General features: G+C 58.2%; 25 protein-coding genes and 4 pseudogenes. 12 read left to right on the top strand and 17 right to left on the bottom strand.

Going from position 1 to position 25673, the window contains the following annotated elements:
* Positions 1-31: 31 nt before the first annotated feature.
* The 7 genes from FH08_RS0145970 to FH08_RS0145935 form a co-directional block, all read right to left on the bottom strand.
* Complete coding sequence (locus FH08_RS0145970; protein ID WP_031364823.1) at positions 32-394, bottom strand: hypothetical protein; 363 nt, start codon at positions 392-394, stop codon at positions 32-34.
* A gap of 106 nt (positions 395-500) precedes the next feature.
* Entirely contained in the window at positions 501-788 is a 288-nt protein-coding gene (locus FH08_RS0145965; RefSeq protein ID WP_031364822.1) for a hypothetical protein, read from the bottom strand.
* A 263-nt stretch (positions 789-1051) separates the two neighbouring features.
* Complete coding sequence (locus FH08_RS0145960) at positions 1052-1435, bottom strand: hypothetical protein (RefSeq protein ID WP_031364821.1); 384 nt, start codon at positions 1433-1435, stop codon at positions 1052-1054.
* 354 nt (positions 1436-1789) lie between these two features.
* A complete protein-coding gene (locus tag FH08_RS52385) occupies positions 1790-2074 on the bottom strand; it encodes a hypothetical protein (protein WP_152603103.1) in 285 nt (94 codons plus the stop codon).
* Positions 2075-2310: 236 nt separating this feature from the next.
* The gene (locus FH08_RS52850; protein ID WP_160172570.1) at positions 2311-2481 is read right to left on the bottom strand and encodes a hypothetical protein; all 171 of its coding nucleotides are present in this window, start codon (positions 2479-2481) and stop codon (positions 2311-2313) included.
* A 109-nt stretch (positions 2482-2590) separates the two neighbouring features.
* Positions 2591-2929 carry a hypothetical protein gene (locus FH08_RS0145940; protein WP_031364818.1) on the bottom strand — a complete coding sequence of 113 codons (339 nt, stop codon included), beginning with the start codon at positions 2927-2929 and terminating at the stop codon, positions 2591-2593.
* A gap of 63 nt (positions 2930-2992) precedes the next feature.
* Positions 2993-3328 carry a hypothetical protein gene (locus FH08_RS0145935; protein WP_152603102.1) on the bottom strand — a complete coding sequence of 112 codons (336 nt, stop codon included), beginning with the start codon at positions 3326-3328 and terminating at the stop codon, positions 2993-2995.
* A gap of 425 nt (positions 3329-3753) precedes the next feature.
* Between FH08_RS0145935 and FH08_RS51100 the strand changes: the two genes are divergently transcribed.
* The 3 genes and pseudogenes from FH08_RS51100 to FH08_RS53120 form a co-directional block, all read left to right on the top strand.
* Positions 3754-3936 carry a cold shock domain-containing protein gene (locus FH08_RS51100; RefSeq protein WP_419178061.1) on the top strand — a complete coding sequence of 61 codons (183 nt, stop codon included), beginning with the start codon at positions 3754-3756 and terminating at the stop codon, positions 3934-3936.
* Positions 3937-4286: 350 nt separating this feature from the next.
* Positions 4287-4541, top strand: a pseudogene (locus FH08_RS52380) (IS6 family transposase); the annotation flags it as partial.
* Between the two features lie 657 nt (positions 4542-5198).
* A pseudogene (locus FH08_RS53120) lies at positions 5199-5285 on the top strand (IS6 family transposase); the annotation flags it as partial.
* 185 nt (positions 5286-5470) lie between these two features.
* Here FH08_RS53120 and FH08_RS0145915 read toward each other — a convergent pair.
* A complete protein-coding gene (locus FH08_RS0145915; RefSeq protein ID WP_081889834.1) occupies positions 5471-5938 on the bottom strand; it encodes a substrate-binding domain-containing protein in 468 nt (155 codons plus the stop codon).
* Between FH08_RS0145915 and FH08_RS49135 the strand changes: the two are divergent.
* A pseudogene (locus FH08_RS49135) lies at positions 5895-6668 on the top strand (IS6 family transposase). The gene FH08_RS0145915 and the pseudogene FH08_RS49135 sit on opposite strands and share 44 nt — an antisense overlap.
* Here the strand turns inward: FH08_RS49135 and FH08_RS0145905 are convergent.
* The 8 genes and pseudogenes from FH08_RS0145905 to FH08_RS0145865 form a co-directional block, all read right to left on the bottom strand.
* Positions 6665-7546 (bottom strand): hypothetical protein, encoded by an 882-nt coding sequence (locus tag FH08_RS0145905; RefSeq protein ID WP_152603100.1) that lies wholly within the window; start codon positions 7544-7546, stop codon positions 6665-6667. The pseudogene FH08_RS49135 and the gene FH08_RS0145905 overlap by 4 nt on opposite strands.
* 1 nt (position 7547) lies before the next feature.
* Positions 7548-8459 (bottom strand): hypothetical protein, encoded by a 912-nt coding sequence (locus FH08_RS0145900; RefSeq protein WP_051889026.1) that lies wholly within the window; start codon positions 8457-8459, stop codon positions 7548-7550.
* A complete protein-coding gene (locus FH08_RS0145895; RefSeq protein WP_031364812.1) occupies positions 8456-8680 on the bottom strand; it encodes a hypothetical protein in 225 nt (74 codons plus the stop codon). The genes FH08_RS0145900 and FH08_RS0145895 overlap by 4 nt, the downstream gene beginning before the upstream one ends.
* 672 nt (positions 8681-9352) lie before the next feature.
* Positions 9353-9712 (bottom strand): hypothetical protein, encoded by a 360-nt coding sequence (locus FH08_RS0145890; protein WP_031364811.1) that lies wholly within the window; start codon positions 9710-9712, stop codon positions 9353-9355.
* Complete coding sequence (locus FH08_RS0145885; protein ID WP_031364810.1) at positions 9697-10713, bottom strand: ParM/StbA family protein; 1017 nt, start codon at positions 10711-10713, stop codon at positions 9697-9699. The genes FH08_RS0145890 and FH08_RS0145885 overlap by 16 nt, the downstream gene beginning before the upstream one ends.
* 2601 nt (positions 10714-13314) lie before the next feature.
* A pseudogene (locus tag FH08_RS51090) lies at positions 13315-13740 on the bottom strand (IS6 family transposase); the annotation flags it as partial.
* 127 nt (positions 13741-13867) lie between these two features.
* Entirely contained in the window at positions 13868-14851 is a 984-nt protein-coding gene (locus FH08_RS0145870) for a LysR family transcriptional regulator (RefSeq protein WP_051889025.1), read from the bottom strand.
* 495 nt (positions 14852-15346) lie between these two features.
* Entirely contained in the window at positions 15347-15994 is a 648-nt protein-coding gene (locus FH08_RS0145865) for a TetR/AcrR family transcriptional regulator (protein ID WP_326929019.1), read from the bottom strand.
* 331 nt (positions 15995-16325) lie between these two features.
* Here FH08_RS0145865 and FH08_RS0145860 point away from each other — a divergent pair, with 331 nt between their 5' ends.
* Positions 16326-16574, top strand: coding sequence for a hypothetical protein (locus tag FH08_RS0145860; protein ID WP_031364807.1), 249 nt, complete (start codon positions 16326-16328; stop codon positions 16572-16574).
* A 139-nt stretch (positions 16575-16713) separates the two neighbouring features.
* Here FH08_RS0145860 and FH08_RS0145855 read toward each other — a convergent pair whose 3' ends face one another.
* Positions 16714-16929: a hypothetical protein gene (locus tag FH08_RS0145855; RefSeq protein WP_031364806.1), complete on the bottom strand. Its 216-nt coding sequence runs from the start codon at positions 16927-16929 to the stop codon at positions 16714-16716.
* A 224-nt stretch (positions 16930-17153) separates the two neighbouring features.
* Between FH08_RS0145855 and FH08_RS0145850 the strand changes: the two genes are divergently transcribed.
* The 7 genes from FH08_RS0145850 to FH08_RS0145820 all read left to right on the top strand — a co-directional run bounded on the left by FH08_RS0145850 (position 17154) and on the right by FH08_RS0145820 (position 25659).
* Positions 17154-18338, top strand: a complete 1185-nt coding sequence (locus FH08_RS0145850) for a CaiB/BaiF CoA transferase family protein (RefSeq protein ID WP_031364805.1) — start codon at positions 17154-17156, stop codon at positions 18336-18338.
* A complete protein-coding gene (locus tag FH08_RS0145845) occupies positions 18338-19597 on the top strand; it encodes a CaiB/BaiF CoA transferase family protein (RefSeq protein ID WP_081889833.1) in 1260 nt (419 codons plus the stop codon). The genes FH08_RS0145850 and FH08_RS0145845 overlap by 1 nt, the downstream gene beginning before the upstream one ends.
* Before the next feature lie 13 nt (positions 19598-19610).
* Positions 19611-20825: a cytochrome P450 gene (locus tag FH08_RS0145840; RefSeq protein ID WP_031364803.1), complete on the top strand. Its 1215-nt coding sequence runs from the start codon at positions 19611-19613 to the stop codon at positions 20823-20825.
* A 65-nt stretch (positions 20826-20890) separates the two neighbouring features.
* Entirely contained in the window at positions 20891-21085 is a 195-nt protein-coding gene (locus FH08_RS0145835; RefSeq protein WP_031364802.1) for a ferredoxin, read from the top strand.
* Positions 21086-21148: 63 nt separating this feature from the next.
* Positions 21149-22396 carry an NAD(P)/FAD-dependent oxidoreductase gene (locus FH08_RS0145830; protein ID WP_031364801.1) on the top strand — a complete coding sequence of 416 codons (1248 nt, stop codon included), beginning with the start codon at positions 21149-21151 and terminating at the stop codon, positions 22394-22396.
* Positions 22397-22408: 12 nt separating this feature from the next.
* Positions 22409-23902: an aldehyde dehydrogenase family protein gene (locus FH08_RS0145825; protein ID WP_031364800.1), complete on the top strand. Its 1494-nt coding sequence runs from the start codon at positions 22409-22411 to the stop codon at positions 23900-23902.
* Positions 23903-23928: 26 nt separating this feature from the next.
* The gene (locus tag FH08_RS0145820; RefSeq protein ID WP_031364799.1) at positions 23929-25659 is read left to right on the top strand and encodes a GMC family oxidoreductase; all 1731 of its coding nucleotides are present in this window, start codon (positions 23929-23931) and stop codon (positions 25657-25659) included.
* Positions 25660-25673 lie beyond the last annotated feature (14 nt).

Genomic DNA, 25673 nt, shown 5'->3' with positions numbered 1-25673 from the left:
TGGGATGCGGGCGTTGATACACGCGGCACGCCTAGCGATACCGGGGCATGATCTCGTCCTCGACCATTTGATACAGGTCGTCGCGGATGAACTGCGCGAACTGCTCGCGTTCGTAGAAAGCCACGGTGAGGAGAAGGGCCGTGAACGCAATGGCGCCGCCCTTGATCATGTCGACTATCCCAAGGGCAATCCCCTGCGCTAGCGCTGGGTAGGCCTCCTGCAGGCCAGCGAGCCCCAGCAAGATTCCAAGGCACGAAGTACAGGCCATGAAAACCGGGGCGAAGAGCGTCAGCGTGGCGACGGTGTTGCAGAAGGCCCTGACGGAGCGGGGAAGGCTCGCATGGTCCGGGTGGATGAAGGAAAACATTGACGTTTGCTGTTGATCGTTATACATCTGTACTCCTTAGATAATGAACTAGATCTGTTCCCGTCGCGACGGCTCGTCGTGCGGGAACAGATCCTGGTTCCCATGGCCCAGTCAGAAAGCAAGTTGATACGGACTAGCGAAGCACGATAAGCGGGCGACCTCGTTTGGGCAGCCACAGACGAGGTCCGGGACGCCCACGGCGCGTACTTTTGCGCATCGGCCGGGTCGTGCGGCGCCGGTTCTGCCGCAGCAAGCGTCGCGAGTGTGCAATGGGGCGCCGAAGGTCGGCGCTCAGGCGTCGGTACCAGATTGCAATCGCTTCGGGCGGGATGCTTGCTTCGATGAAGCCAGTGACGCCCGAATCGGTCACGACCTTGATAACCTCGCAAGCGTTGGCTGCAGTAAAGCGTGTGTTTTCCATTTGGGGTCTCCGTGCTCGTACTTTTTACGTTTCACTTGCAGATATGGCGCCGTACCCACCGTGCGACTACGATGAGCGGCGTGCACATATCAAGGAAGCATAATTTGCATTCCTTAATGAAGACATACCAGAGGCTGTTTTGGGAGTTGCCCATAGGGGTGTCCTTGTATAAGTTGGTTTGCCGGGGGAAACATGTTTTGGAAACGGAAGCAGGCCGCTCACGAACGCGTTATGAAAGCGACGCGAACGTGCTGGTGTAGGGGCTAACGTAGCGGGATGCCGCGGTGCTGTTCCTCCTGCATAGCCTGGATGTCCCGAGGCATCCGCGATAGATCGGCACCTGCGCCGACAAACGTGTATTCACGGCGACCGGTCCTGATTCCTCTGTCTTCGCTGGGCGTGCAGTCGATGCCCGGTATCATGGCATCTGTTGTATCTGGCATAGTCAATGAGGTGACCTCTGCAAGTTGGGTCGTTGCGGGTGGCCTATGTTCCGGCGTCACGATGCTCACCGGTCCAACACCGTCTTCCGTCGGATCGGAACCAGCGAAAGAATGTGAAGTTGTGTGCGCCGATACGGCGACGGTAAAGATCAACGCGACCGCGATCTCTGCTGTAATGGATTCCTTAGAATCTTTGATGCACATTGAGTCACTCCATCTGCTTATGGTTGTTCATCAGCCGGACAGAACCTAGGGATGCCATCCGACAGCCTTGCCTGCGCGTGATGCTGCGCGAGGACAAATCCAGAGTCACATGGATTTCCGAGGATGCAAGTCAGGGTGCCTTCGCTTGATTTAGTCGTGAACGTCCATGCGTTGGCTATCCGTTAGAGATAGTGATGTTGTCGTGGTTTTCTCACATGGCGCTGATCGGCGACACGGCGATGAGCAGCCCCAGGGCTAGCGATGGCGTTAGGTCGGTTATTGGGTGCGACATTAGGGCAGACGTACTTCGAGTCGTCCTTAAAGTCATTGCTGCGTTGCGCAAAGCCAAATCGGTCAGCGGCGATGACGCTTGAAGAAGTAGCAGTAGTTCTGATTGGGAATCCGAACCGTTGTATGCGACCGTCTTATTTCCAGTTGCAGCACATTGCGCTCTTGATGGCAGTAAGCGATGCCGATACCCGCAACGCTGCCATCAGAAGCTTGAACGCCTATCATCTCGACAAGCGCGCGAAAGAGCACTTCAAGCAGGCTGTCCGCCGACACAAGACGGTATTGAATGCGGTCAGCTACAAATAGACGCGTACGTGGATGAATTCTTCCAGAAACTCTTGCGCTCATGGGAATCGGCCCTCCCGAAGGACCATCGTCCGGCTATAAGCTCATCCTGCAATCAATATCCGGGGGTGCCGGACTTTCAGCCAAGATCGTGAGGGCTGGTCATTAGAGACAGACGGCTATTACGAGAGCTGAGGTCAGCCTCGGTCCGGACGTTGAAGGCAGGTGCGCGCATGTCTATTCAGTCGGTCGCCGACAACTGCGCGACCCACGTGACTGGAAAGCCATATTGGTGACAGTTACTTATCTGCCCACTCCTTTGCCAGCAACTCCACCGCTTCCCGCATCGCCGCCGCGATTGTTCCCGAGCCTCGTTCGGCCTCGCTTCCAGTTAACGAAGTTCCGACCGCGTTTGCTGTTTTGCCGGAAATCTCACTCACTTTTTCAAGCAAGGTCTGCGCGAAGGCCACCCGGTCTCGTGCGCGGCGGCGCCGATGAAGCTGGCGTCAGAAAAGCGAAAAAGCGCACCGCGTGGTGCGCTTCTAGGTGTTGGGTGGTGGAACGGATTCAGCAACTAGGTCAAGGAGACTGAGCCGCGCCACTGTCTGCCTGTAACTGTTGAAGTTTGTTACGCAGCCGTACTCGAGACTCCTGACCCTCCTCGACTTCCTGGACCTCTTCGTCAAGCGCGTCAAGAAGTGCGAGCACAATAGCGTGTTGCAAGCGCGGACACACTATCTCATTGCGCTCAGCACTAAAGAACGGGTCTTCGGTCCGCATGAGTCCTGCGCCTTTGGCCACGAAATACAATTCGAACGAGACGCCGCCCTGTGTTTTGTGAATCTGGCCAAACACGAGAAGCGACGCGTCCGTTTGGTTGGCGAGCGTAGCCGCCTCGGTCAATGCCGATGCAGACACAAGTTCCCCGTATTCGAGGGGGGTCTCAATGGCGCGCCCCAGAGGCGCTCCGTCGATTCCGTGTCAACGCATCCACTTGATGAGCAGGTCTCGCATCTCATGCTCATCATCATCTTCAAGGTCCGCGACCAACACGCGGTGTGACCCGGCCAGAGGGTGAGGAAGCGGGGATTGGTGAAAATACTTGATGGCTCGGGATACCCCCGGTACGACCCCGAATGCCTCGCGATAAGTCCACGCGAAGGTTCCCACTACGAAAATGAGTGTGACAGTAAGGGTGAGGCGCGATGCAGCCCTTAATCCGAGACGCTTCACGAGCCATACGTAGATATCGATCAGGAAGTCACTGGGTGAAGGTGTCTTGGGAATCTGGCTGTCGGAGCCTGTCGAAGCTTCCAAGGCCGCTATCTTTTGGGTTCGCGTTGCCCACGCCGAAAGCGGGCAGCCTGCAACTCGCTCTCGCACCTTCGTGCGTTGGCGGTTCAGATGTGGGCAATTCGCCAAGCGTTTCATGGCTCCCTCGCGTATCCGGCTCTGCCAGATTCTGGGAATCATTGTCGCTTGCGCTCACTTAAACGCCACTTAAACTCCGCTCAAATGGCAACTGGATAACGACAGCTGCGCATACAAGCTAGCGACATCGAGCGGAGCAGAAATGAAGCACGGGGAGCAGGCCCCGGAGGTGACGTTCGAGCATTCGGATGCTACCGACTTTGAGGTCATGGAGCATTGCTTCCCCTGGATGCTGGCCGGCGCAGACGCATTGGTTGAAGCTCTCTTATCGGAGCTGGTCTCTGGGGTAGGGACGGACTCAGGCAAGAAAGGTGGCAAGAAGACGTTCGATTCCGAGAATTGCAAAAGGTACTGTGAAGTGGTGTAATGATGCGGAGGGATTTGGATTCATCACGCCGGATGTTGGCGGCGATGAATTGTTCGCGCATTTTTTGAGATTCAAGGCAACGGCTTTAAATCGCTGCAGGAAAATCAGAAGGTATTGTTTGAAGTAACAAGGTGCGAAGGGTAATCAAGCCTCAAAAATCACACCGCTGTAACACGTTGCTGCACGCTTGATTGCATGAAGAATGGCCCGCATCTGCGGGCCATTCTTTGTTTGACGCCTGTCATCGAACCAACAGCGCACAACTGCGTTGGCGCCGATATCATTTTCACCCAATTGTCAGGATTGGATTGACCAGGACCGGCTCATTTTCTGAAACGCGAGCGAGTGGCGGGGTGTTACCGGCGCCGACATCGATTCGGCGCAAAGGACGCGTCTTGCCGTCTCGCAAGCGGCTCTGGTGCAAATAGGTTCGGTGGATCGATTCAAGTATTCAGCCCAACAATCTAGTGGCCGGTGATGAACAAGCGGAAAGGTTTGGAGCAGGTGTTCGATGGACGGCATTTTGATCGGGAAATAATCATTCTCTGCGTGCGTTGGTACCTTCGCTACAAGCTCAGTCTGCGTGATCTTGTCGAGATGATGGCCGAGCGGGGTTTGTCGCTGGCGCATACGACGATTATGCGCTGAGTGAAGCGCTTTACGCCGGAGTTCGTCAAGCGTTGGAATCGTTTGGGCATACCCACAGGGCGATCATGGCGTGTTGACGAGAGTGTGTCACGAACACAAGCGAAAGCTTGCGGTGCTGTACTGAAGATGGGAGTAGGCCTCCCGAAGCCGGCTTGCAGGAGCAGGCTTCAAACCGCCCGGTGCTGCTGCGTTCCAAAGGCGTGGTGGTGAGCGATCGTGGAAAAGTCATTCATAAGAATGGCAGGTACGTGTTGAGAAGATGAGCGCAAGCAAACCGTTCGATGATGCGTCGTTAATTCGTTAAAGCGCTGTCAAAACTGGGGTCATTTCGTCGCTCCAGGATCAGTCGGGACGAGACCTGTTTACGGACCTGACGGCAGCCGGCGTAGAGGCGGCATGAGTTCAACACAGGCTTTGGTATGGAACGTGAGAACCTTGTTGCGGATGTGAAGGGAAATGACAAATGGCCAACACCATGAGGAAGAATACCGATACCGTAACGAGGTGCGGAGCTGCCCGTAGTAGTGCTGAAGCCCTTGTAATGAGGGTGGAGCGAACATCCATGATGGCTAGTACCGACAGCAGGCACGTCAAAAGCAGAATGTACGGACGCAGTCGAGACCTTCAAAATGCAAACCGATCTTGCTCATAGGCGGGAGTCCATGTACGAATATAGATTTGCAGCCCATCTTGTCTGTCAGAACAAACGAAAACTCGCGCAAACGGGACGCGTTGATATATATGCACATGATCAAAAAAGGGCAGATGAAATGTGCTCGCGGAACCCATCCGTCCGCCGCCGATCAGTTTTACGAACTGGCAATGTAAACAGTACTTTGAATACCGATTCGACTTTACTCCGCAAGCCTTACTGCGACAAAACCCAGTCACCTGCACTCCATGCCGCACCGCGCCTCAAGAACAGCCGATTACGAGCCGCCGCCCGCGCATGGCCTGGACTGGTATCGGTCATCGCAACTGACAGTTGGCTTGCTCGTGATGGGACGCGCGCCTCAGGTACTCGGGGGCCCTTCGGATTCCCGGGGCACCAGGCTGCATTCGATCTTGGTAATCGGATAATGCTGGCGGTCCCGCGGCTTGCTCTCATACTCTTGCAGATGGTCGATAGTCCAGCGGCCCATTGCCCGGTGCGGGAGCACGCAGGTGGTCAGCTTCGGCCGCAGATGACGCGAAATCTCTTCATCGTCATAGCCGACCACTGACACGTCGCCCGGCACGACCAATCCTGCTTCGCGCAGTGCGTCGTAGCAGCCCAAAGCCGTGCGGTCATTCTGGCAGAAGATGGCGGTTGGCGGATGCTTCAAAACGAGCAGGCTTCGTGTAGCCTCGTAGCCTCCGGTGGTCGAACAGTGGTTCATGTCGCAATAACGATGCCGCGTTAAAGTTCGGGATGCACAAACTTTGCTTCGGCTCACGATGAAGAAAACCGCGACACCACGAACGGCCTTTGCTGCAGGCATTTCGAAGGTTTTGAAACGGCTTCATTATCCGCCGGATGTGATGCTGCTGTGCGTGCGATGGTATGTAGCCTATTCGCTAAGTCTTCGGGATCTCGAGGAGATGATGGCTGAGCGCGCCATCGGCGTCGATCATTCGACCGTGCATCGATAGGTGATCAAACTGGTACCGTTGTTCGAAAAGACGTTCCGTAAGCACAAATGCCCTGTGGGCAAGAGCTGGCGCATGTACGAGAGCTATGTTAAGGTCAAAGGCTGGTGGACATATCTTTATCGTGCCGTGGACAAGGCGGGTAACACCAACGACTTTCTTTTCAGAGCCAAGCGGGACAAGGCCGCCGCGCGCCGCTTCTTCGATAAAGCCATCGCTCGGAACGGCGCACCCGAGACGGTGACCATCGACAAAAGCGGTTCCAATCTGGCGGCGCTTCATGCGGTGAACGCCGAGCGCGAGACGCCCATCAAGGTTCGGCAGGTCAAGTATTTGAACAACGTGGTGGAGCAGGACCATCGGGCCATCAAGCGTCGCACTAGACCGATGCTCGGGTTCAAGGACTTTGACTGCGCGCGTGTCATTCTGAGCGGCATCGAAGTCATGCACATGATCAAGAAAGGACAGGTGAAGGACTTTGGTAAAATCCCACTATCCGCCGCGCAGCAGTTCTATTCGCTCATTTCTTTAGTAATAGAAAACAATCGCGTTTGCTCATCCATCGCGCCTTACTGCGGCTAAACCTCTCTTAGTGCGATCAATTCGGCCGCCCTATCTGATGCCTTGTTCGCGGCCTTCAGCGATGCGAGGACCTCGACACGTTGGTGGTTCACAAAGATTTTACCGGGAGGGCGGCACAGAGCAAGTACGGGCGAGTGTCGCAGTGCGATAAGGTCGTCGATCTCAAGTTGGAAGACCGGTGCAAGAAGGTCGGTCCGACCGGACTTGCGCAGCATCAGCGTGGCACGCGTCACAGCATGCGCGAGTTCAACCCGCAGACATTCGGCATAGCCGGGTTCCACATGAGCTGACGGCCCGGAGGCGATTGCGGTTTTTGCGGTCAATAGCTCCTCAAGAAATTCCTTGAGCGGTGAAGATGAGAATTGTCGGACCACGTCGGCTGCCTCGGCTTTCAGCTGTCGTTTGCGCAGATCAAGGGTGCTCCACGGACAGCTGATGTTGACAAGTTCGAGCTGCAACGCGAATTGCCACATCATTCTGAACAGCCGTATTGCGGTATCCGGCGCACTTGAGCGACTGTCGTCGCTGTACCACGTCAGGAAATCCTCTTCGCCTTGGATCGCCTCGAGAGCTGGGTCATTTTGTTTTGAGAAATACGCAGTGAGCACCTCGATTTCGTTGCTGCGAAGGGCGGCGGCTCGTACTTTAGTGAAAGGCAGAGAGCACTGTTCGAAGCCGCGTAGCAATTCGAGCGCAGTTGCAGGATGGGCAAGCTTTACGAGGGCTCGCTGCTCCTGTACCCACAGAGAACATGCAAGCTGAAAGTTCTTGCCCAGCGCAAGCTTTGTGCCATCTCTGCGCATTAAATAGTAGGTGGCTGTCCCGCTTCGATCGCGTCGCACACGCATGCCAGCTGGACGGTTAGGTAGCCGTGGCATCTTATTTTCTCTTGGTTGTATATACAAGCGATATGTCGCAGCGAAGATGTCCCATCTCTTGGGAAATAATCTCCAGACAGTCGATGGGCATGAATCCCATCTCCAGCAGCGTCTCAAGCCGCGACTGTGCATAACCGTGCCTACATCCATGAATGCCGTTGGAAAATCCGAGGACTAGGCCACTCGTAGATGAGAACGACTGCGACAGAGACTGCCCACCGCCAATCTTAAAGTGGACGACGCGGCGGACTTTTCGGTCGATGATCATCACCGGTGTTTTGAGCCGTCGCGTTTGCAATTCCCGATGTAGCTCTTGCGGAATCCAGACGCTTCGGGCTAAACCACCTTTGCCCACAGTGCGATACACAACGCCATCGCTTAGTCCTGCGAATAAGTCGCTGCGCCAAGGACGATTTGCTTCTCGTTGAAGTTCGTCGGCTTCCCGCAATTCATAGAGCTCGGCGGCCCTTAACCCGGCGCGAAAGGCGAGGCGGGTCCCGAGCGCATTTTGAGGTGCCTGACGACTTGCGATCAACTCCATTTCCTGTTGGGAGTATGCGCGACCGGCAGTGATCGTCGGGACCTCTGCCTCAAAATGCGTCAACATCACGCAGAAAATCAGACTCAGCGCTTGGCGATGCTGGTCGACGGTCTTCTGGCGCCAGCGTGCGCTTTCCTGCAGCAGATATTCGTCCAGTTCTGCACGAATTACTGGGGCATCGATGCCTGTGCCTTTGTCGACCCGCCACCTGAGGAACTCAAGCAGGCATTGCTGGAAGCTACGTAAGGTGCCCACCGAGACAATCACGTGTCGAACGAGGGTGCCGAGCGCCGCTTTCGACTGTCCGAGAGCGAGCACCGGCGAGATCAACGCATGCGCCTTCGCTTCAATCGTAAAGGATCTTTTGGTCATTTCGTCTTCTTCCAAGCGAAATCAAGTCCGAGTGTTTTGAGGAAGCGCCACAGGGTCGATTTGTGACCTTTGATCTGAAAGCGGGCCTGAATTTTGTCGGTGAGGAGTTGAAGTGAATAGGCCCGCTTGTCGGCTGCTTTCAACCGAGCGACGGCGAAGCGGCGGATCAAATGAATGATCCTCGGGTGATTCAGCTTTGAGGGTTTGTTGCGTGTGCACACAGTGACCTCCGAATTGGGAGCGCTACATCCACAAGGGGGGGATGCAACCCGCGCGGCCAGAACCGCCGCCGCCCGCGTGGGACGACGGGTCAGATACCTTTGCGGGTTGATGCGGTGCGAGCCCTGACCAGGGGCTACAACTGCGGCGCGGGAGCCATTTCTTGAAAGAGCAGAGCGCTCAAGCATGTCCGTAGACGGATTACGGTCGTCGGGGAAGTCGTGCGGGCGCCAGCGTACAGGCGATGCGACTAAAAGTGCTAGCCCGGACGATTGCTAGCCGGCCACGCCCCAATGCAGTCGCGATGTGTTCGGCGACGCTATGGACTTTAGTGGAGGGCTAGCCCAGACATTCGATCGGATCACGCGTGCAATCTATCTTCGTGGACGAGAACGCTCGCGCCGCTTGAACAAGCAGATGGTCTGCTCGCTCAAGTTGCTTATCCACACGGCAGAGCAGTTGTTGCGTGTTAATGCGAAGCTAAATCTAATGCCCGAAGGGGGCCATCATGCCACGCGGGGTGGCGCTAGTTATATTACATGAAACACTGACGATTGTGTGATTTCGGGTCCAATGTTGGAAGAATATGACAAATTAATTATAAAGGAATACTAAGCATAAAATTAGAAAGCTGCGGCGATGGATAGAGAATGTCACTAAGCAGCGCTTGCGCATCACACCTGGTCTGGGCGTCTGCCTAAGGCGGGGTCATTATCACTGTCCTGCGATGACGAAGTCATGAATCCTGCGAGCGCATTGTCAAAAAATTCAGATCCCAGATCCGCATCAAGCAATCTCCCTTCGTGTGCCGAACCGTTGATGCGGATCGGCGGGCTGGAAGTGGCAAGCGATCCTGTCGTCAGGTTAGTCAGTCCCATTTTCTCTAGCATGGCCCCCAGTTCGGCTAGCCGCTTGATGATGTTTGCTCGCCGCTTCGCGGACGGCTCGACTTGGAGGTATGCGCTCAGGTTGGGTTGCTCGAGTGCGTTGGTCGTGACCTGGATCTTGTGGCTTTTCATCAGCGCGCCCGACAAGCAGATTGTCCTGCGAGCAAAAAGCCGACAGCGTTCGCGAACCGAGGTTGCTCCAGTAGTTTGACATCGCATCCCAAGGTTTTGCAGAGTGCAGGTAAGTAGTAGTGTCCAGCACCACCCGTTGCAAAAATTGTGAGATCCTCGGGCGTGCGGATAATGTTTAGCACCGACCGCGCAATCGGGACGGTAATGTGGAGAGATTCTTCCACAAATGGCCTGAGATCAATCTCTTTGCTGCCGTGCTGCAGGGCGGTGCCGAGCACTATCGCGCGGTCGATGCGGTCCAAATTATTGAAACGGCCCTTGTACTGACGTTGCAGAAGTGCGGCGATTTCCCTCAGCACAACAGCCGCACCACCCGAGAGGCCGCCACAGCGTTGACGATCGATCTTGAACGTGGGCGAAGCGACCAGGACGTCCGTCGTGCCCCAACCCGAATCGACGATCGCGCAGGATGTGCCATTCGAAAAGGCGCTGGGATTCGTCGAGCGAAGGGCTACATAGGCGCCCAAAGGCTGGGGCAACACCGACACGTTGTTGATCGTAACGCGGCCGTATCCAAAGTCGTGGATGCCGCGAAGCCTGCTGATAAGCTGAGAGGCGTAAACCTCGAACGTAAGCAGCGGCAGACCCAAAACCAGTTGGTCGATGTGTCGCAAGCCGCACTTGACCAAGGCCGCACAGATGAGAGCGTAATGCTCGTCGGTAATAGGGAAATCATCATTTTCGGTCCGGATGACGCTTGATTCGACAACGTCGCTATCCGAAGTATCCACGATAAATGAGACGCCATTCACGAGAACCTTAACATCACTCTCGCGTACGCCAAGACCTCCCATGCCGGATATGAAATCAGCTCGGCTCGCGCGCGCGGCGACGGAAGGAAAACTCCTGGTCACGATCGCTCCGTTGTCCACGTGAGCGCTCTTGGTACTTGAAAAACCGACATCGAGACCCAGCGCTACCGGCTCCTTAACAACAAAACTAGGTTCTATAAGCATGTGATCTCCTTGGTTAAGCTGAAAATCGAAAGAGTACTGATGACTCGCCTGAGAGTTGTCATTGGACTAGTCACTGACGTCCCCGTCGTGAACGACTGGCAGGTACCTTGTCCGCCTGTAATTCTCAAGTTGCTTCTGATCTCTGGCCTGCAAGCTGGCTGGCCACGCAACCTCCGAAACTGATACATCTTCATCTCCTGAACGTTGGTCCAGTGGATGCCCCGCAAACTGCCTTGATTGATAGATGGTCGGCTTGACGCCGATGCGCGCCCCCGCAGGGGATGCGACTTGCCGCAACACCGCTTTTCTTTGGAAAGCATCACGCGCGCGGCCTGCGTGCGGGGCTTCAACAGCAATTGGAATTTCGAGGAGGTGTTTTAGTCGCTGCACGGCGGCAGCGGCGTGACGAGCGGAATGCAAAGAGGCTGCATCGCGTCAGAACAGTCGGCGTACACGGATAAGTGTAATCACGCGAGCCGTTACTTTTGGGATTCAGGGCTTCTCTTGGGAGGCACGACGCTCTCTTGTCGAGACGAGGAGCTGTACGCCGGTGGACCGCGCGTGCATTGCGTGGATCGCATCCCGTGCGGGTGTGCGATCAGACGACGATTGCTCTCAGATCGCAGGAACAATCTGGAGGTTCTTAGCTTGATATGAGCGCCACGGCGCTCTTACAACGGTTCTCGATCTGTCGATCGAAAGTCATGCCGGAAACCGGCGGTGTTTCGAGGAGAGAGACTAGCCGATGTTAGCGCGCCATGCAAGCGCGGCAAACACGGGTTTCGGTTGATGTCTCCTATTCGATACATCCGGATGAGGTCCTTGGTTCGCCTTTCGAGCCGGATTCCCAAGAGCAGGTCGGTTTGGCCCATTCCGGCTCCAGTCGCGCGACAACGGATTGCGTCGCGTATAAGTGCGGCGAGGACGTGGCAAGCATCCACATGAGGTCCGGTAGGAAAGGACGTCCCGGTGGCGTTAGGACGGTAGCGTATGCCTGACACAGCCGTTTCTTTAGGCGTCGAGCAGACGTCTGGTCTGGGCTTGTCGATGTTTGACCTTGGGTCAAACATGGATGCGTTGCCGCTCGTTCGCTCTTTATCGTTGCGGCGACGATAGCTAAGTGGCACATAAGTCGTATATGACGCTTTCATCGGCAGGTTTTTTGGGCTTCTATTGGCTCAGGTAATACTTAAGTGGCACTTCCTCGATGGTTATTAGGAAGGCGGCCGAAACGAGGTACCGCCACGGATTCGTGCGTCATCTTTGTCTTGAGCCGCCCTGAGCAGACACGTTTGCACGATACGCCTGAATCCACAGGACCATCCTGCGGCGAATGACACTGCGGGCCGTCCTGGTCAATGGGGCTGATTGACGTTCGTTAATCGCAGCGAGGTATCCATATTCTCCTCTGCGTCGAGTTCACGATCCTTGAGATTTAAGGGAGGCGTGCGTCAGGATGATCACTCAAGACTTGTCATTGCCGTTGCGTCTAAGGACTGCAGTGACACGATCCAGATACCCTCGAAAGGCTTGCTGGATATGGCCGGGCAGCTTCCGACCGCAGTGCAAAACTAGCCCTGACACAGCCGTACCTCTGGACCGAAAATTCATAATTCGAACGGCGACTGGAGCGTTGCTGCAACGCGGACGTAAATCGCCGCGAACCGGTAGAACGATACTCGACGTTCGGAGCCGCTCGGCCACCAACAAGTGAAGAGCTGTTATCTGCGGCTCAGCGTGCCCGGTCCAGCCTCAGGGGTTCAGTCCAACTTTTAGCTCAACTGGGTCAGATTTGCGTCGCTATCAACAGCCACAATTTAGGCAGTTGCGAGCATCTTGCACGCCGACATCACATAGTCGCGAACGCAGTATCCGAAGTCTGTGCTGTTCGCTGTCGGCACCCTCTGCCGGGCAAGCTCGTCCCGTGTGATTAGCGCCGGCCGCGCCCCTGTGGTCAACGGACCGAAAAGCGCGTTTCGTCTCCGACAGCGTCCCGGATGCGTGCGACAACAGCATCAGGTGTCTCATGATCGTAGTACTCGTTCTGTGTCACATTTTTGTGGTCGGACCACTTGGCGAGGTCAAGTTGGCTCAGAAGTACCCGGACATGCCACCCCTGCTGATGATTGACTGACTGCCCTGGGTCGCGCCATTTAAGATCGAAAGGCGGCTTGTTTCGACGCGCACTCGGCGAAAAAGGACAGCAGGTTTCTGGGACTATCCACTATGTTGGCGCCAGTCGCTCGGCGGTCATGTCCTGGAACAAGCGCTGTTGGCGGGGCTCAGATCGAGGCGCCACCAACTGCTCCTTTTTCATGGCACTGAGCCACGGCTCTTCCGCCTCCGCTGAAAGCGCTCGTGCAGGACATGTCGGGCTATCGACAGAGGTTTTGTCGCTCAGTTGGACAAACTGCTATTGATTTATAAGGAAGTTTCTTGTTCGTGCCATTCCGTTCCTTCCAAGGGTCGTAGGGCAAGGGGGTTTGGTCGGGCGATGTCCATATGAAGTTTGCGACAGCCATATCGCTGGCGCTTGATATTCACGAAAGACATTCTGTGGCCGCGATTTGCGTGACGGGTGCCAATCATTCAGGGCGGTTAACCGTCCGGCGTACTTGTTCCTGGAGCACGCCCCTGAGTTCTGATCGCCTTCGCGAGGAACGCCTTTGCTGCAGGCACATCTCGCCTAGCGCTGAGCCGGAAATCAACCGTCCTTCCCGCCCGGTCAACCGCGCGGTAAAGATAAGCCCATTTGCCACGGGTCCTCACGTAGGTCTCATCGATGCGCTATGACTGTCCGGCTGCCATGGCCAGGCGATTCCAGCGTTTGACGAACTCCGGCGTGAAATGCTGCACCCAGCGCATAATCGGAGTGTGCGCCAGCGACAGACCGCGCTCGGCCGTCATTTCAGTGAGGTCTCGGAAGCTGAACTTGTAACGCAGCTACCAACGCACGCAAAGGACGATAATTTCGCGGTCGAAGTGGCGCCCGTTGAACGATTCGTCGATGCCTTTCAACTTACCCATTGGCCCGAGCCCCTCAAAGGCTTGAGCGTAACAGACCGATCATCCGAATTGCACCACAACCCACCAAAGCCCCGAGCGGACTCGCCTGAGCCTCCCAGCTTTTGCACGCTCTCATCCGAGCGTCAGTTCAGATTGCACGGGAGCAAGTCGCCTCTCTTGAGGTTACGCAGGATTGCAAATCAACTAGCGCCCGGAGCGACGCCGCGTCGGCGGCAAGCCTTGCGGGCAGATGGTCGCGCAAGAACTCTATCCACGTACGGATTTTCGCATCCAGATATTGACGCGACGGATATAGCGCGTACACATTCAGGTTCTGCATCGTGTAATTGGGCAACACTCGCACAAGCGTGCCTGCCTGCAGATACGAAAGCGCAGAGGAAGTTGGAAGCACACCGATCCCCATGTTTTCGCGAATCGCTACCGCCATCGCTTCTGCCACGTTTACAGAGAACGGCGATGGTTTCAGATCGAATGTCTCCGGTCCATCGGGTCCGTCGAATACCCACTGGTCGGGCCGCGAAACCGTTGTTATCAACCGAAGGGAAACATGATGAGCCAGATCCGAAGGGTCCTGAGGCATGCCATGTTTTTCGACATAGACCGGAGACGCGCAAGCGATACTAAATGCACTGCCGAGGCGCTGTGACATCAGCCCCGAATCAGGTAGGTCCGGCGCGAGTACGATGGAAACGTCATATCCTTCGTCGAGTAGATCCGGCACTCGCTGCGCGAGCGTCAGATCGACTTGCACAGTTGGATATTGCTGTTGATAACGCGAAATCATTGGCATGACGTAATGCTGCCCGAAACCCGACACCGAATGGACTTTCAGTTTGCCTGACGGCCTGGCGTGCGCGTCGCCAGCTTCCGCTTCCGCTTGATCAACATAAGCCAAAATCTCAAGGCAGCGTCGTAGATAACGTTCACCGGCTTCTGTCAACGCTATGCGACGTGTTGTTCGATTCAGGAGCCGAGCGCGTAAATGTGTTTCGAGTTCAGAGACGGCCCGCGACATTGACGCCGTAGTAGCGTTGAGGTGCCGAGCGGCGGCTGTAAAACTGCCGGCTTCTACGACCCGGCTGAAAATTCGCATGTGTTGTAACGTGTCCATTTCACTTCCAGATAGGTTGGCTGTATTGAGCAAGGAGCGGCATGGCAAGGAGTGAGACACAAGTGCCTGCGAATGAATTTGGCATGTCCCCAAACTTCGCGCTGCACTTTGCTTTTGAGGCCGCCGTGCAAAAGGCAGGCATATAGGGTCTTTAGCGGCCGCGCCGGCAAAGTTATCGGGCGCAATTCGCCTCTCTATGCACCTGGCTAGCGTCAGTAACGGCTGGCGACAGCCCTGGCGTCAGCGGCCAAGTTGGAAACTCGAAACATGCGAATATCAACTGCGTCGCGTAAGACACCGGCCTGCATTCGCTGCGCACACTGCCCTGATAAGTACCGGATCCAGTTGTTGGGTCCGGCATTGAACAGGCCCCGTCAGTGCGGATTGAGGCCATGCGAATGCATGCCTGTTCAGCGTCGATGCAGAACCCTATGGCTATCACGCGGGCGCTCAGCGCACGGCGAGATTTGTACGGGCAAAATGGCGCGCGGCCTGCTATGACGCGTTGCTCAGCGCCTTCCATACAACCTTCGTCGCGGTGCGAAACGCCACGGGGTCGGGAGCGTTTCGACCTGAGCGCCGCAGAAAAACGATCAGACCTTGCCAGTGGGAATAGATGAGAGCGCCGCGCAGACGGCACTCGTCGGGTGCAAGAGCGGGATTGATCTCTGCCACTAGCTTGCTGAAAATCACCTGGAATTCACCACTGACCTTGACCATCAGATCACGTATGGACGGTTGATGCTCGGCGAGACACCAGACCTCGAGTGCGAACGGGCTGACTACGTTGTCGGGGCCAGTCAAGGCCGCAAACGTCTCATCGAGCAACGTCTCGAGTCGCGCCTCTGGAGACTGACGCGCATCATCGGCGAGTAGTTGGAAGCGTCCAATGTACCGCTTGCCCATTTCCTCGATGGTTGACTGCAGCAGTGACTCCCTGCTGCCGAAGTAGTGCTGCAAGGTACTCAATCGAACGCCTGCATCCGCGGCGACTCGCCGCTGTGTAAATCCGGTGTTGCCTTCCGACGCGAATACATGGATCGCGACCTCAAGAATTTCAGGAACCCGGGTCGTCCTGTTGCCACGCTGCTTCGGCGTTCCCTTCGACTCTTTCCCGCTGATTTCATCAGACGTGATGTTCATGATTTCCATCTGTGCCGTCCCTGATTAGTGACTGATCGCGTTGATCTGACCGGATGCGCTTTGGCGCGCGGGTTCGATTAGAAAATTGGTCACGGAACCTATTATATAGGTTAAAAAAGAGCTCATTGCCGAATTGGAGTCGATCGAGGGGAAGTACCGCCCATGGGTATTCACGTAAAGTGTATACCCCGATCGTTGTTGACTTGATAATTGGTCAAGTGACCATTATTATTTGGTCATAGGACCTATAAAGTTGTTCACTCACTACCGGATCCTGTTCGGCACAAACGACGACGAACGGCTTGGGTCTCGGCGCACAAGGAGTTTGGCAATGATCAGCGACGCAACTACATTGCATGGCCTGGTTGATAAGTGGCTTGGGCCGACCGAATCGGCCCCTGCCCGGGTCGTGCGACTGAGCAGCAAGGGCGCGAACCTGACGCGATGCGTTTGCGTCGAAGTGCGCCGGCCTTCGGGTCTGCTTTCGGTTTTGTTCTTTCGCCACAGGGATGGGTCCTGGTGCGTGTTTCCTCCCGCGCAGAACCGGCCGTCGATGAGTGTGGGCCGGTTTGCGGCATGAGCGGCAAGACAACAGCTTCATGGAAATTATTGAGCACGCCTGCTCGCGAGGCGTAGCTTGCCTCGATTGAATACGAGGTCACTAATTGGTAATCCGAAGTAAATATTCGGAGAGTTGTTCCGCCGGTCAGATTTTCAAGTCAGGAGTTGGTACGGGCGTTCTGTAGGAGTCGCATGCCGAGGTAGTGTTGCACCAGCTCCTCATCGCCTGTGAACCCCACGCAACTGCCCATGTGGCATGCCGCGGAGCAGAAAACCAGCGCGTCGAACCACTCACGCTCGATCACTCGGACACCATGCTGTATTGCGGCTTTGATGCGAATGCTGGGTGATTGACCTTGATCGCCGGTGTTCATGATTTCCTCTGTTCGCTCACGCCATGTAGACGCATCGTTTGACTAACTTTGCACCGCAGTCGCTGTTCTAGCTGCCCGGATTTACCCGTCCTTGACAGTCGAATTCGAACGGAGCAGTATTGTGTCAAAGGTTCATCCAATGAAATTTAACAAATTCGACGGATCATTGGTTTGAATCGGGCAAGCAGCGCCAAGAAGACACGTGGAAAACAGGAGAGGTGACGATGAGCAGCGCACTTGAGGGCCTGAAGGTCCTCGACTTTACCCAGATGATGAACGGTCCTTTCGGCACCATGCTGCTTGCCGATTTCGGGGCGGATGTGATCAAAGTGGAGCCCCCGGCGGGAGACACCATGCGTCTGACCGGGGAAACGTTTCTCGGTGACGACGCCGTGTATTTCCTCACGCTGAACCGGAACAAGCGCAGTGTGGTGCTCGATCTGGCGACAGAGGAAGGTCAGCGCATGGCGCAGGAGATGGCGAAGCAGGTGGATATCGTCGTTGAGAATTTCCGGCCCGGCGTGGCCGAAAAGCTCGGCATCAGCTACGAGACACTTTCGTCGCTGAATCCACGGCTGATCTACTGCTCGACGTCCGCCTTTGGCCGCACCGGTCCTGACAGCATCCGGCCCGGCATGGACCCGGTCGTACAGGCCATGTCGGGCATCATGCAACTGACCGGCGACGATCAGACGGGACCATTGAAGACCGGCATGCCGTACGCGGATCTCATCACGCCCTTGCTTTCGACAATCGGCGTGCTGGCCGCAATCCAGGCGCGCAACACGACAGGCCGCGGCCAGCGTATCGACCTGTCGATGCTCGATGCGACCATCTTCAGCATGATTCCCCGCGACGCCTACTATTTCGCGACGGGCGAAACGCCGGGCCGCATAGGTAATGCTCACTGGCAAATCGTTCCGTACAACACGTACCGGACTTCCGATGACCGGCACGTGATGGTCATCGCGCACACCGACAAGTTCTGGCGCGTACTGGCGTCGGCAGTCGATGCACACGAGCTGCTTGCAGACGAGCGTCTCAAGACGAAGGACGGGCGCCTTGCGCATCGCGATATCGTCGATGCGGGTCTTTCCCAGGCGTTCGCCAAACAGCCGCTCGTCTACTGGAACGAGAAACTGCTGGAAGCGCAGGCGATGTTCTCGCCGGTCTTGAACTTCCAGGAAGTGTTCGAGGACCCGCGCGTACAGAAGGACCTCGTGGTGGAACTCGATCACCCGAATGCCGGCAAGTTCAAGGTCGTCACGAATCCAATTCGCCTGTCGGACACGCCGACATCGATATCCCGCCCGCCGCCCACGCTCGGACAACATACCGATGAAGTCCTGCGTGAGTTCGGCCTCGTGTCGCAAGTGTCGCAAGATGCCGCAGCCCTCGGAACCGAATGATGGCAGCCACGAACTCCGTTGCGTACACGCGGGCCGAGAGCGGATTGCCCGAACTCGGCGTACACGAACCGCCCTTGAAAGGCGTACGCGTGCTTGATTTGTCCCGGGTCCTCGCCGCACCGTTCTGCGCGATGATGCTCGCAGACCTGGGGGCCGAAGTGACCAAGGTCGAGCACCCGAAGGGCGGCGATCAGACACGGCACTGGGGCACGGCGATACAAGGCGGTGAGCGCACCTATTATCTGGCCATCAATCGCACCAAGCAGTCGATTGCAATCGACTTCTCGAAGCCCAAAGGCGCCGAGCTCATCAAGGCACTGGCCCGCGACAGCGACATCCTGGTCGAGAACTACCTGCTTGGCACGCTCGAGCGTTACGGGCTTGGCCCGGAGGCGCTGCGAGCGGAAAACCCGAAGCTGATCTACTGCTCCGTCAGCGGCTATGGCCGCACCGGCCCAAGCGCACAGCGGCCAGGCTACGACTCCGTGATCCAGGCAGAAAGCGGCCTGATGTCGATCACGGGCGAGCCCGACGGGGAGGCATCGAAGGCGGGCGTGCCGATCTGCGATATCACGGCGGGCATGTACGCGACCCAGGCGATCCTCGCCGCGTTCGTGCGCATGTTGCGCAATGGCCGCGGGGAGACGATCGACATCGCGCTGTTTGACTGCACGCTTGCCAATCATGTCTCGGTAGCCGCGAACGCGTTATTGCTCAACAAGGAGCCGGGGCGCTTCGGCAACAGTCACGCCGACATTATCCCGCAGGGCCTTTACCACGCGTCCGATGGCCCGATCATGTTTCACGTCGGCAGCGACGCGCAGTTTGCGCGCTTCTGCTCAGATGTCCTGGATATGCCGGGGCTCGCCTCGGACCCGCGCTTCGTCGACAACGACGCACGCCGTGCGAACCGCGACGCGCTTGACGAATTAATGTCCGCACGCCTTCGGACCCGTTCGCGTCACGAGTGGATACCGCTTTTCAGAGGCGCGGGCGTGCCTGCGGGCCTCGTCCAGAACGTGCTCGAGGCACTGAACTCGGCGGAGTCGAAAGCGCGCGGCATGGTGAGCGAAATCGACCACCCGACCGCGGGCCGGATCAGTCTCGTGAACTCGCCGCTGAAGATGCAGGAAAGCTCGCTCGCGCCACCGCTCGCGCCGCCGCTGCTCGGCGAGCACACGGACCGGATTCTGTCCGGGCGGCTCAACCTGGATGCTGCTGCCATTGCCCGCTTGCGGGTCCAAAACATCGTAGCTTGAAAGGAGACCTTTGATGGACGACCTTACCGCCGCTGCACCGGCCTTTCCAATGGGCCGTTGTCCGTTTGCCCCGCCGCCCGAATACGCCGAGATCCGCAAGAACGAGGGGCTTTCCAGGGTAACCATGCCTGACGGTTCGCTTGCGTGGATCGCGACCCGCTACGACGACGTGCGCGCGATTCTCGGCGACGGCCGCTTTTCCACGGTGCCGTCGACGCCGGGTTATCCGTTCATTGCGCCCGCTCGCGCGGCCTTGCTCAAGAACGAATTTCCGCCGACGATCATCCGCATGGACTCGCCCCAGCACACCAAGTACCGGCGGATGCTCTCAAAGGAGTTCATGGTCCATCACATCGAAGCGATGCGCCCTGAATTGCAGCAGACGGTCGATACCTTGCTGGACGAGTTCATCGCCAAGGGGTCACCTGCGGACCTCTTCGAGGATTTCGCGCTGACGGTGCCCACCACGGTCATATCGCGGATGCTGGGCGTGCCTTATGAGGATCGCGACTTCTTCCAGGAGCGCAGCAAGGCCAAGCTCGACCTCACGGCCGACCCGGAGGTGCCGATCAAGGCCGGCGCGGAAATGCGCGAATACCTGGACCGCCTGATCACCGAGAAGATGGCGCATCCGGGCAACCGCAGCGATCTCATCAGCCGCCTTGTGATGAGCCAGGTCGTGCCCGGACACATGACACGCGAAGAAGCGCTCGCGACCATCGAGCTGCTGCTGATGGGAGGTCATGAAACCACCGCCAACATGATCGCGCTCGGCACGCTGTCGCTGCTGACGAATCCCGATCAGAAGGACGCGCTCGTCGCCGACCCGTCACTCGTGCGCAATACGGTCGAGGAGATGCTGCGCTTTCACACGATCGTGCATTACAACGGGCCGCGCGTTGCTTTGGAGGATGTCGAAGTAGCCGGCACGCTTATCAGGAAGGGCGAGGGCGTGCTCGCGCTGATCACGGCGGCGAATCGGGACCCGAAGGCGTTTGATGAGCCTGACAAGTTCGACATTCGTCGCCCGGCGCTGCACCACGTGGCGTTCAGCTACGGCGTGCACCAGTGCCTCGGGCAGCCGCTCGCACGCGCCGAGTTGCAAATTGTCTTCTCGACGTTGTTCCAGCGTCTGCCGACATTGCGCCTCGCGGTCCCCGTCGAAGAAATCAAGTTCCGCTACGACGCGTTCGTCTACGGCGTGGACACATTGCCGGTCGAGTGGTGACCGAGTTGTGGCTGGATAAGCCCGCGCACCCCGTGCGAGCATGAAGAAAGCATCAGGAGACAGACATGAGAATCAAGGTTGACGCGACGAAATGCATCGGTGCCGGGTTGTGCGTGGTGGCCGCTCCGGAAGTCTTCAGCCAGAACGAGGATGACGGCCTTGTCATCGTTCTTCAGGAATATCCGCCGCAACACCTGCATGAGGCCTGCCGTGAAGCCGCGCGACTGTGCCCGGCGCTCGTGATTTCATTCGACGAGTGACACCCGTGATCCCGGCGCTCTTCACATGCGCCGGCGGCGTAACACGTTTGCAAAGGTCGTGACATGAAGGACGCGGGAATCTTGATTATCGGCGCGGGGCAGGCCGGCTATCAGCTGGCTGTGTCGCTGCGCGATGCCGGCTACGAGAAGCGCGTGCTGCTGATCGGTGACGAGCCGGATCTTCCGTATCAGCGCCCGCCGTTGTCGAAGGCGTTCCAGAGCGGCGACTGCGAGGCCGAGCAGCTTACGTTCCAGACGGAAGCCTTTTATGCGGGCCGCGATATTGAACTGATGCTCGGCGTGCGGATACCGCACATCGACCGGGAACGCCGCCAGGTGACGACGGGCGACGGCCGGTGCATTGACTATGAGCATCTCGTCCTGGCGACGGGCGCGCGCAACCGCCTCCTGCCGGGTTGGGACAGCTCGACCACTGGTTTGCTTAGCCTGCGTACGCTGCACGACGCGCGTGGCCTGCGCGAGGCGCTCAACCGCTCGCAGCAGGCCGTGATCGTCGGTGCGGGTTTTCTCGGGCTCGAGTTCGCCGCCGTGGCCGCGAAGCGCGGTGTCTCGGTGCGGGTGATCGAGGCGAGTTCGAATCTGATGAGCCGAGCCGTCAGTTCGCCCGTTGCCGACGCCTTTCGCCAACACCATGAGTCGCTCGGAACCACCTTCAGTTTCGATAGTGGCGTGACCAGCATCCACACGGAGGCGGGTCGGGTCGTGGGTGCACAGACGACCGACGGCACGCTGCATGAAGCCGACCTGCTCGTTGTGAGCATCGGCGTGATTCCGAATGTGGAACTCGCGAAAGAAGCGGGCCTTGAAATCGCGAACGGCATCGTCGTCGATTTGAACCTGGCGACAAGCGATCCGTCGATTTCCGCGCTCGGTGATTGCGCGGCGTTCCCGTCGCGCTTTGCATTCGGCAACTGCCGGATCGAATCGGTTCAGAACGCGGTCGACCAGGCGCGCTATCTCGCGCAACGGCTAACCGGGCACACGCATGGTTTCGAAGCCGTCCCGTGGTTCTGGAGCGATCAGGGCGGCGTGAAGTTGCAGATCGCCGGCGTCGCGATGGGCCGTGCCGACGAGGTGGTCCTGCGCGGCGACCGGGCCGGCCTGAAATTTTCAGCTTATGGCTTTTCGAAGGGACAACTCGTCGCGGTCGAGTCGGTCAACCGCCCAGCGGATCACATGGCCGCGCGGCGCCTGCTCGCCGCCGATGCGCCCGTGACCCCGGCACAAGCTGCCGACCTGCAGTTCGATCTGAAAACATTGCTCCAGCCCGCTGCGGCCCGAACAATCTAGGAGTCTTAAACGATGTCGACAATCTATGAAAGCCTGGGCGAACGAAGCGCGAACTTCATCCGTGGCACGCATCAACTGCTGATCGGTGGCCGCTGGGTCGCGGCGCTGTCGGGCAAAACCTTCGACGTCTTCGATCCGGGCACGGGCGAAATCGTGGCACGCGTTCCTGAAGGGGACGCGGAGGACATCGATCTGGCCGTGCGCGCCGCGCGCCGCGCCTTCGAGACCGGCGACTGGGCGAAGATGAAGCCCGCGGACCGCACGCGCGTGATGTTGCGGCTCGCGGACCTGATCGAACATCACGGAAACGAACTGGCCGAGATCGAAGCGGTCGACAACGGCAAGCCGCTTGCGGTTGCGCGGCGCGGCATTGCGGGCACGGCGGAGATGCTCCGCTACATGGCCGGCTGGGCGACCAAGATGAATGGCGAGTCGGTGAACGTTTCGGTGCCGGGCGAATGGCACGCGTACACCACGCGTGATCCCGTCGGCGTGGTCGGGCAGATCATTCCGTGGAATTTTCCATTGTCGATGGCGATCTGGAAGATCGCACCCGCGCTGGCGACCGGTTGCACTGTCGTGCTCAAGCCCGCTGAACAGACGCCGTTGAATGCGCTGCGGCTCGGGCAGATCATCCAGGAAGCGGGCATACCGGATGGCGTCGTGAATATTGTCACCGGTTTTGGCGCCACGGCGGGCGCCGCACTCGCCGCGCATCCCGATGTCGACAAGATCGCCTTCACGGGTTCGACGCAAACGGGCAAGCGCATCGTCCAGGCCGCGCTGGGCAATCTCAAGAAAGTGTCACTGGAACTGGGTGGGAAGTCGCCCGTATTCGTCTTTCCCGATGCCAACCTCGACCTCGCGACGACGGGTGCGGCGAACGCGATCTTCTTCAATAGCGGTCAAGTCTGCTCGGCCGGATCGCGGCTCTTCGTTCACAAGAAGGTGTTCGATCGAGTGGTCGAGGGCGTGATCGAGCACGGCGACAAGTTGAAAGTCGGTCACGGTCTCGCGCCCGATAGCCAGGTAGGTCCGCTGATTTCGAGCCAGCAGATGCAGCGTGTCAACGCCTATATCCGCCAGGGTGAGGAGGAGGGCGCACAACGCATGGGCAGCAGAGCCGCACCGGATGACGGCGGCTATTTCGTACGCCCTACGGTCTTCGTCGATACGTCGACCAGCATGTCGATCTATCGCGAAGAAATCTTCGGCCCCGTAGTCTGCGCGATGCCCTTTGACGACGAGGATCTCGAGGCCATCGCAGCGGAGGCGAACAACAGCGAGTTCGGCCTGTTCGCCGGGATCTGGACGCAGAACCTGAGCCTCGCGCACAAGCTCGCGCGGCGCATCAAGGCGGGTTCAGTCTCCGTGAACGCCCACATGGTCAATGATCCGGCATTGCCGTTCGGCGGCTACAAGCAGTCGGGATGGGGCCGCGAGCGTGGCCGCGAGGTGCTGGACCTGTACACGTCGGTGAAAAGTATCGCGATCAATCTCGACTGAATGCGCAGAGGGACCACAAGATCAATATGACGACATTCTTTGACTACATCATTGTCGGCGGCGGTTCGGCCGGTTCGGTGCTCGCCAATCGCCTCTCGGCGAATCCAGCCAAGCGGGTGCTGCTCTGCGAAGCGGGCGCCGACTTGCCGAACGACAAGCTGCCGGCGGCGATCCTGGACAGCTACCCGGGCACCGCCTACCTGAACCCGAACTACTTGTGGCCTGACCTGCGCGTGACGACCGTTGCGCCAACCGATGCAACCACGGCGCCGCGCAAATTGCGCAAGTATGAGCAAGCCCGCATCCTGGGCGGAGGCTCGTCGATCAACGGACAATTCTTCAACCGCGGCGCGCCCAGTGACTACGACGACTGGGAAGCGCGCGGCCTCAAGGGCTGGGGATGGGAGAGCGTGCTGCCGTATTTCAGGAAGATCGAGCGAGACATCGATTTCGACGGTCCATTGCACGGCAAATCAGGGCGCATTCCGGTGCGCCGAATTTTTCCCGACGCATGGCCGAAGCACGCCACGGCCATTGCCGCTGCGTTGAAGGAGTCGGGTTACAGCTACTTGCCGGACCAGAATGGCGAGTTCAGGGACGGCTACTTTCCCATTGCAATCTCGAACCTGGACGAACGGCGCGTGTCGGCGTCGATGGGCTATCTCGACGCGCAAACACGCGATCGCCCGAACCTGACGATCTGGACCGATACCGAAGTCGCCGGCCTGCTGTTTGAAGGCACGAGATGCTGCGGCATCCGTATTGAAGCGCCGGATCGGCCCGCCACCGTGCGGGCCGGCGAAGTCATTTTGTCGGCGGGCGCGCTGCAGTCGCCGGCCATTCTCATGCGCTCGGGCATAGGTCCCGCTGCGCATTTGCGCGAGCACGGGATTACGGTTGTCGCGGAGTCGCCCGGTGTCGGGCAGCATCTGATGGAGCATCCGTCGATTGCGCTGGCATCGTTCATACGCAAGGCCGCCCGTGTGAATGGATCAACCCGCAGGCACATCCTGCTCGGCTGGCGCTATTCCTCCGGCATGGGAGGCGCACCGGGCGGTGACATGTTCGTGTCCGTTGTCACGAAGACATCGTGGCATGCCGTCGGCGAGCGCATTGGCACCATGCTGATGTATGTGAACAAGCCGTTCTCCAACGTTGGCGAAGTCAAGCTCGCCTCGGCGGACTGGCGGGTGGCGCCCTCGATCGATTTCAACTTTCTCTCGGACGAGCGTGACCTCGACCGGCTGGTCGACGGCTTTCGCCGGATGGCGGCGGTGCAGGCGCTCGCGGCCGTAAAGGAAGTGACGGCCGATCCGTTTCCGGCGAGCTACAGCGAGAAGGTCAGACAGGTGGCGCTCCTGAGTCGCCGCAACAAGATGATCACCGACGTGCTGGCCGCCTTGCTCGATGGTCCACCACCGCTGCGGCGCTTGCTGATGACGCGAGTGATAGCCGGCGGCGCGACGCTCGCAGACCTCCTCGCCGACGACGCGGCACTGCGCGAGTTCGTGCGTGGCGCGTGCGTGGGCGTGTGGCATCCGTCGTGTACCTGCCGGATGGGCGCGGACGACGATCCGCTTGCCGTGACCGACCATCAGGCACGCGTGCGGGGCGTGCAGGGCTTGCGCGTTGTCGATGCATCGATCTTTCCGCATATTCCGAGCGGCAACATCAACTTCCCGACGATGATGGCCGCGGAGAAAGTTGCCGACATGATGGTCGGGCAGGTCACGGCCGCAGCGGCGCATATGGCCTGATCGCGCCGCTGTGT

Source organism: Caballeronia sordidicola, assembly GCF_000729995.1.
Classification (GTDB): Bacteria; Pseudomonadota; Gammaproteobacteria; order Burkholderiales; family Burkholderiaceae; genus Caballeronia; species Caballeronia sordidicola_A.
The sequence above is the reverse complement of the archived record's forward strand: the minus strand, read 5'-3'. Positions and strand labels throughout refer to the sequence as shown.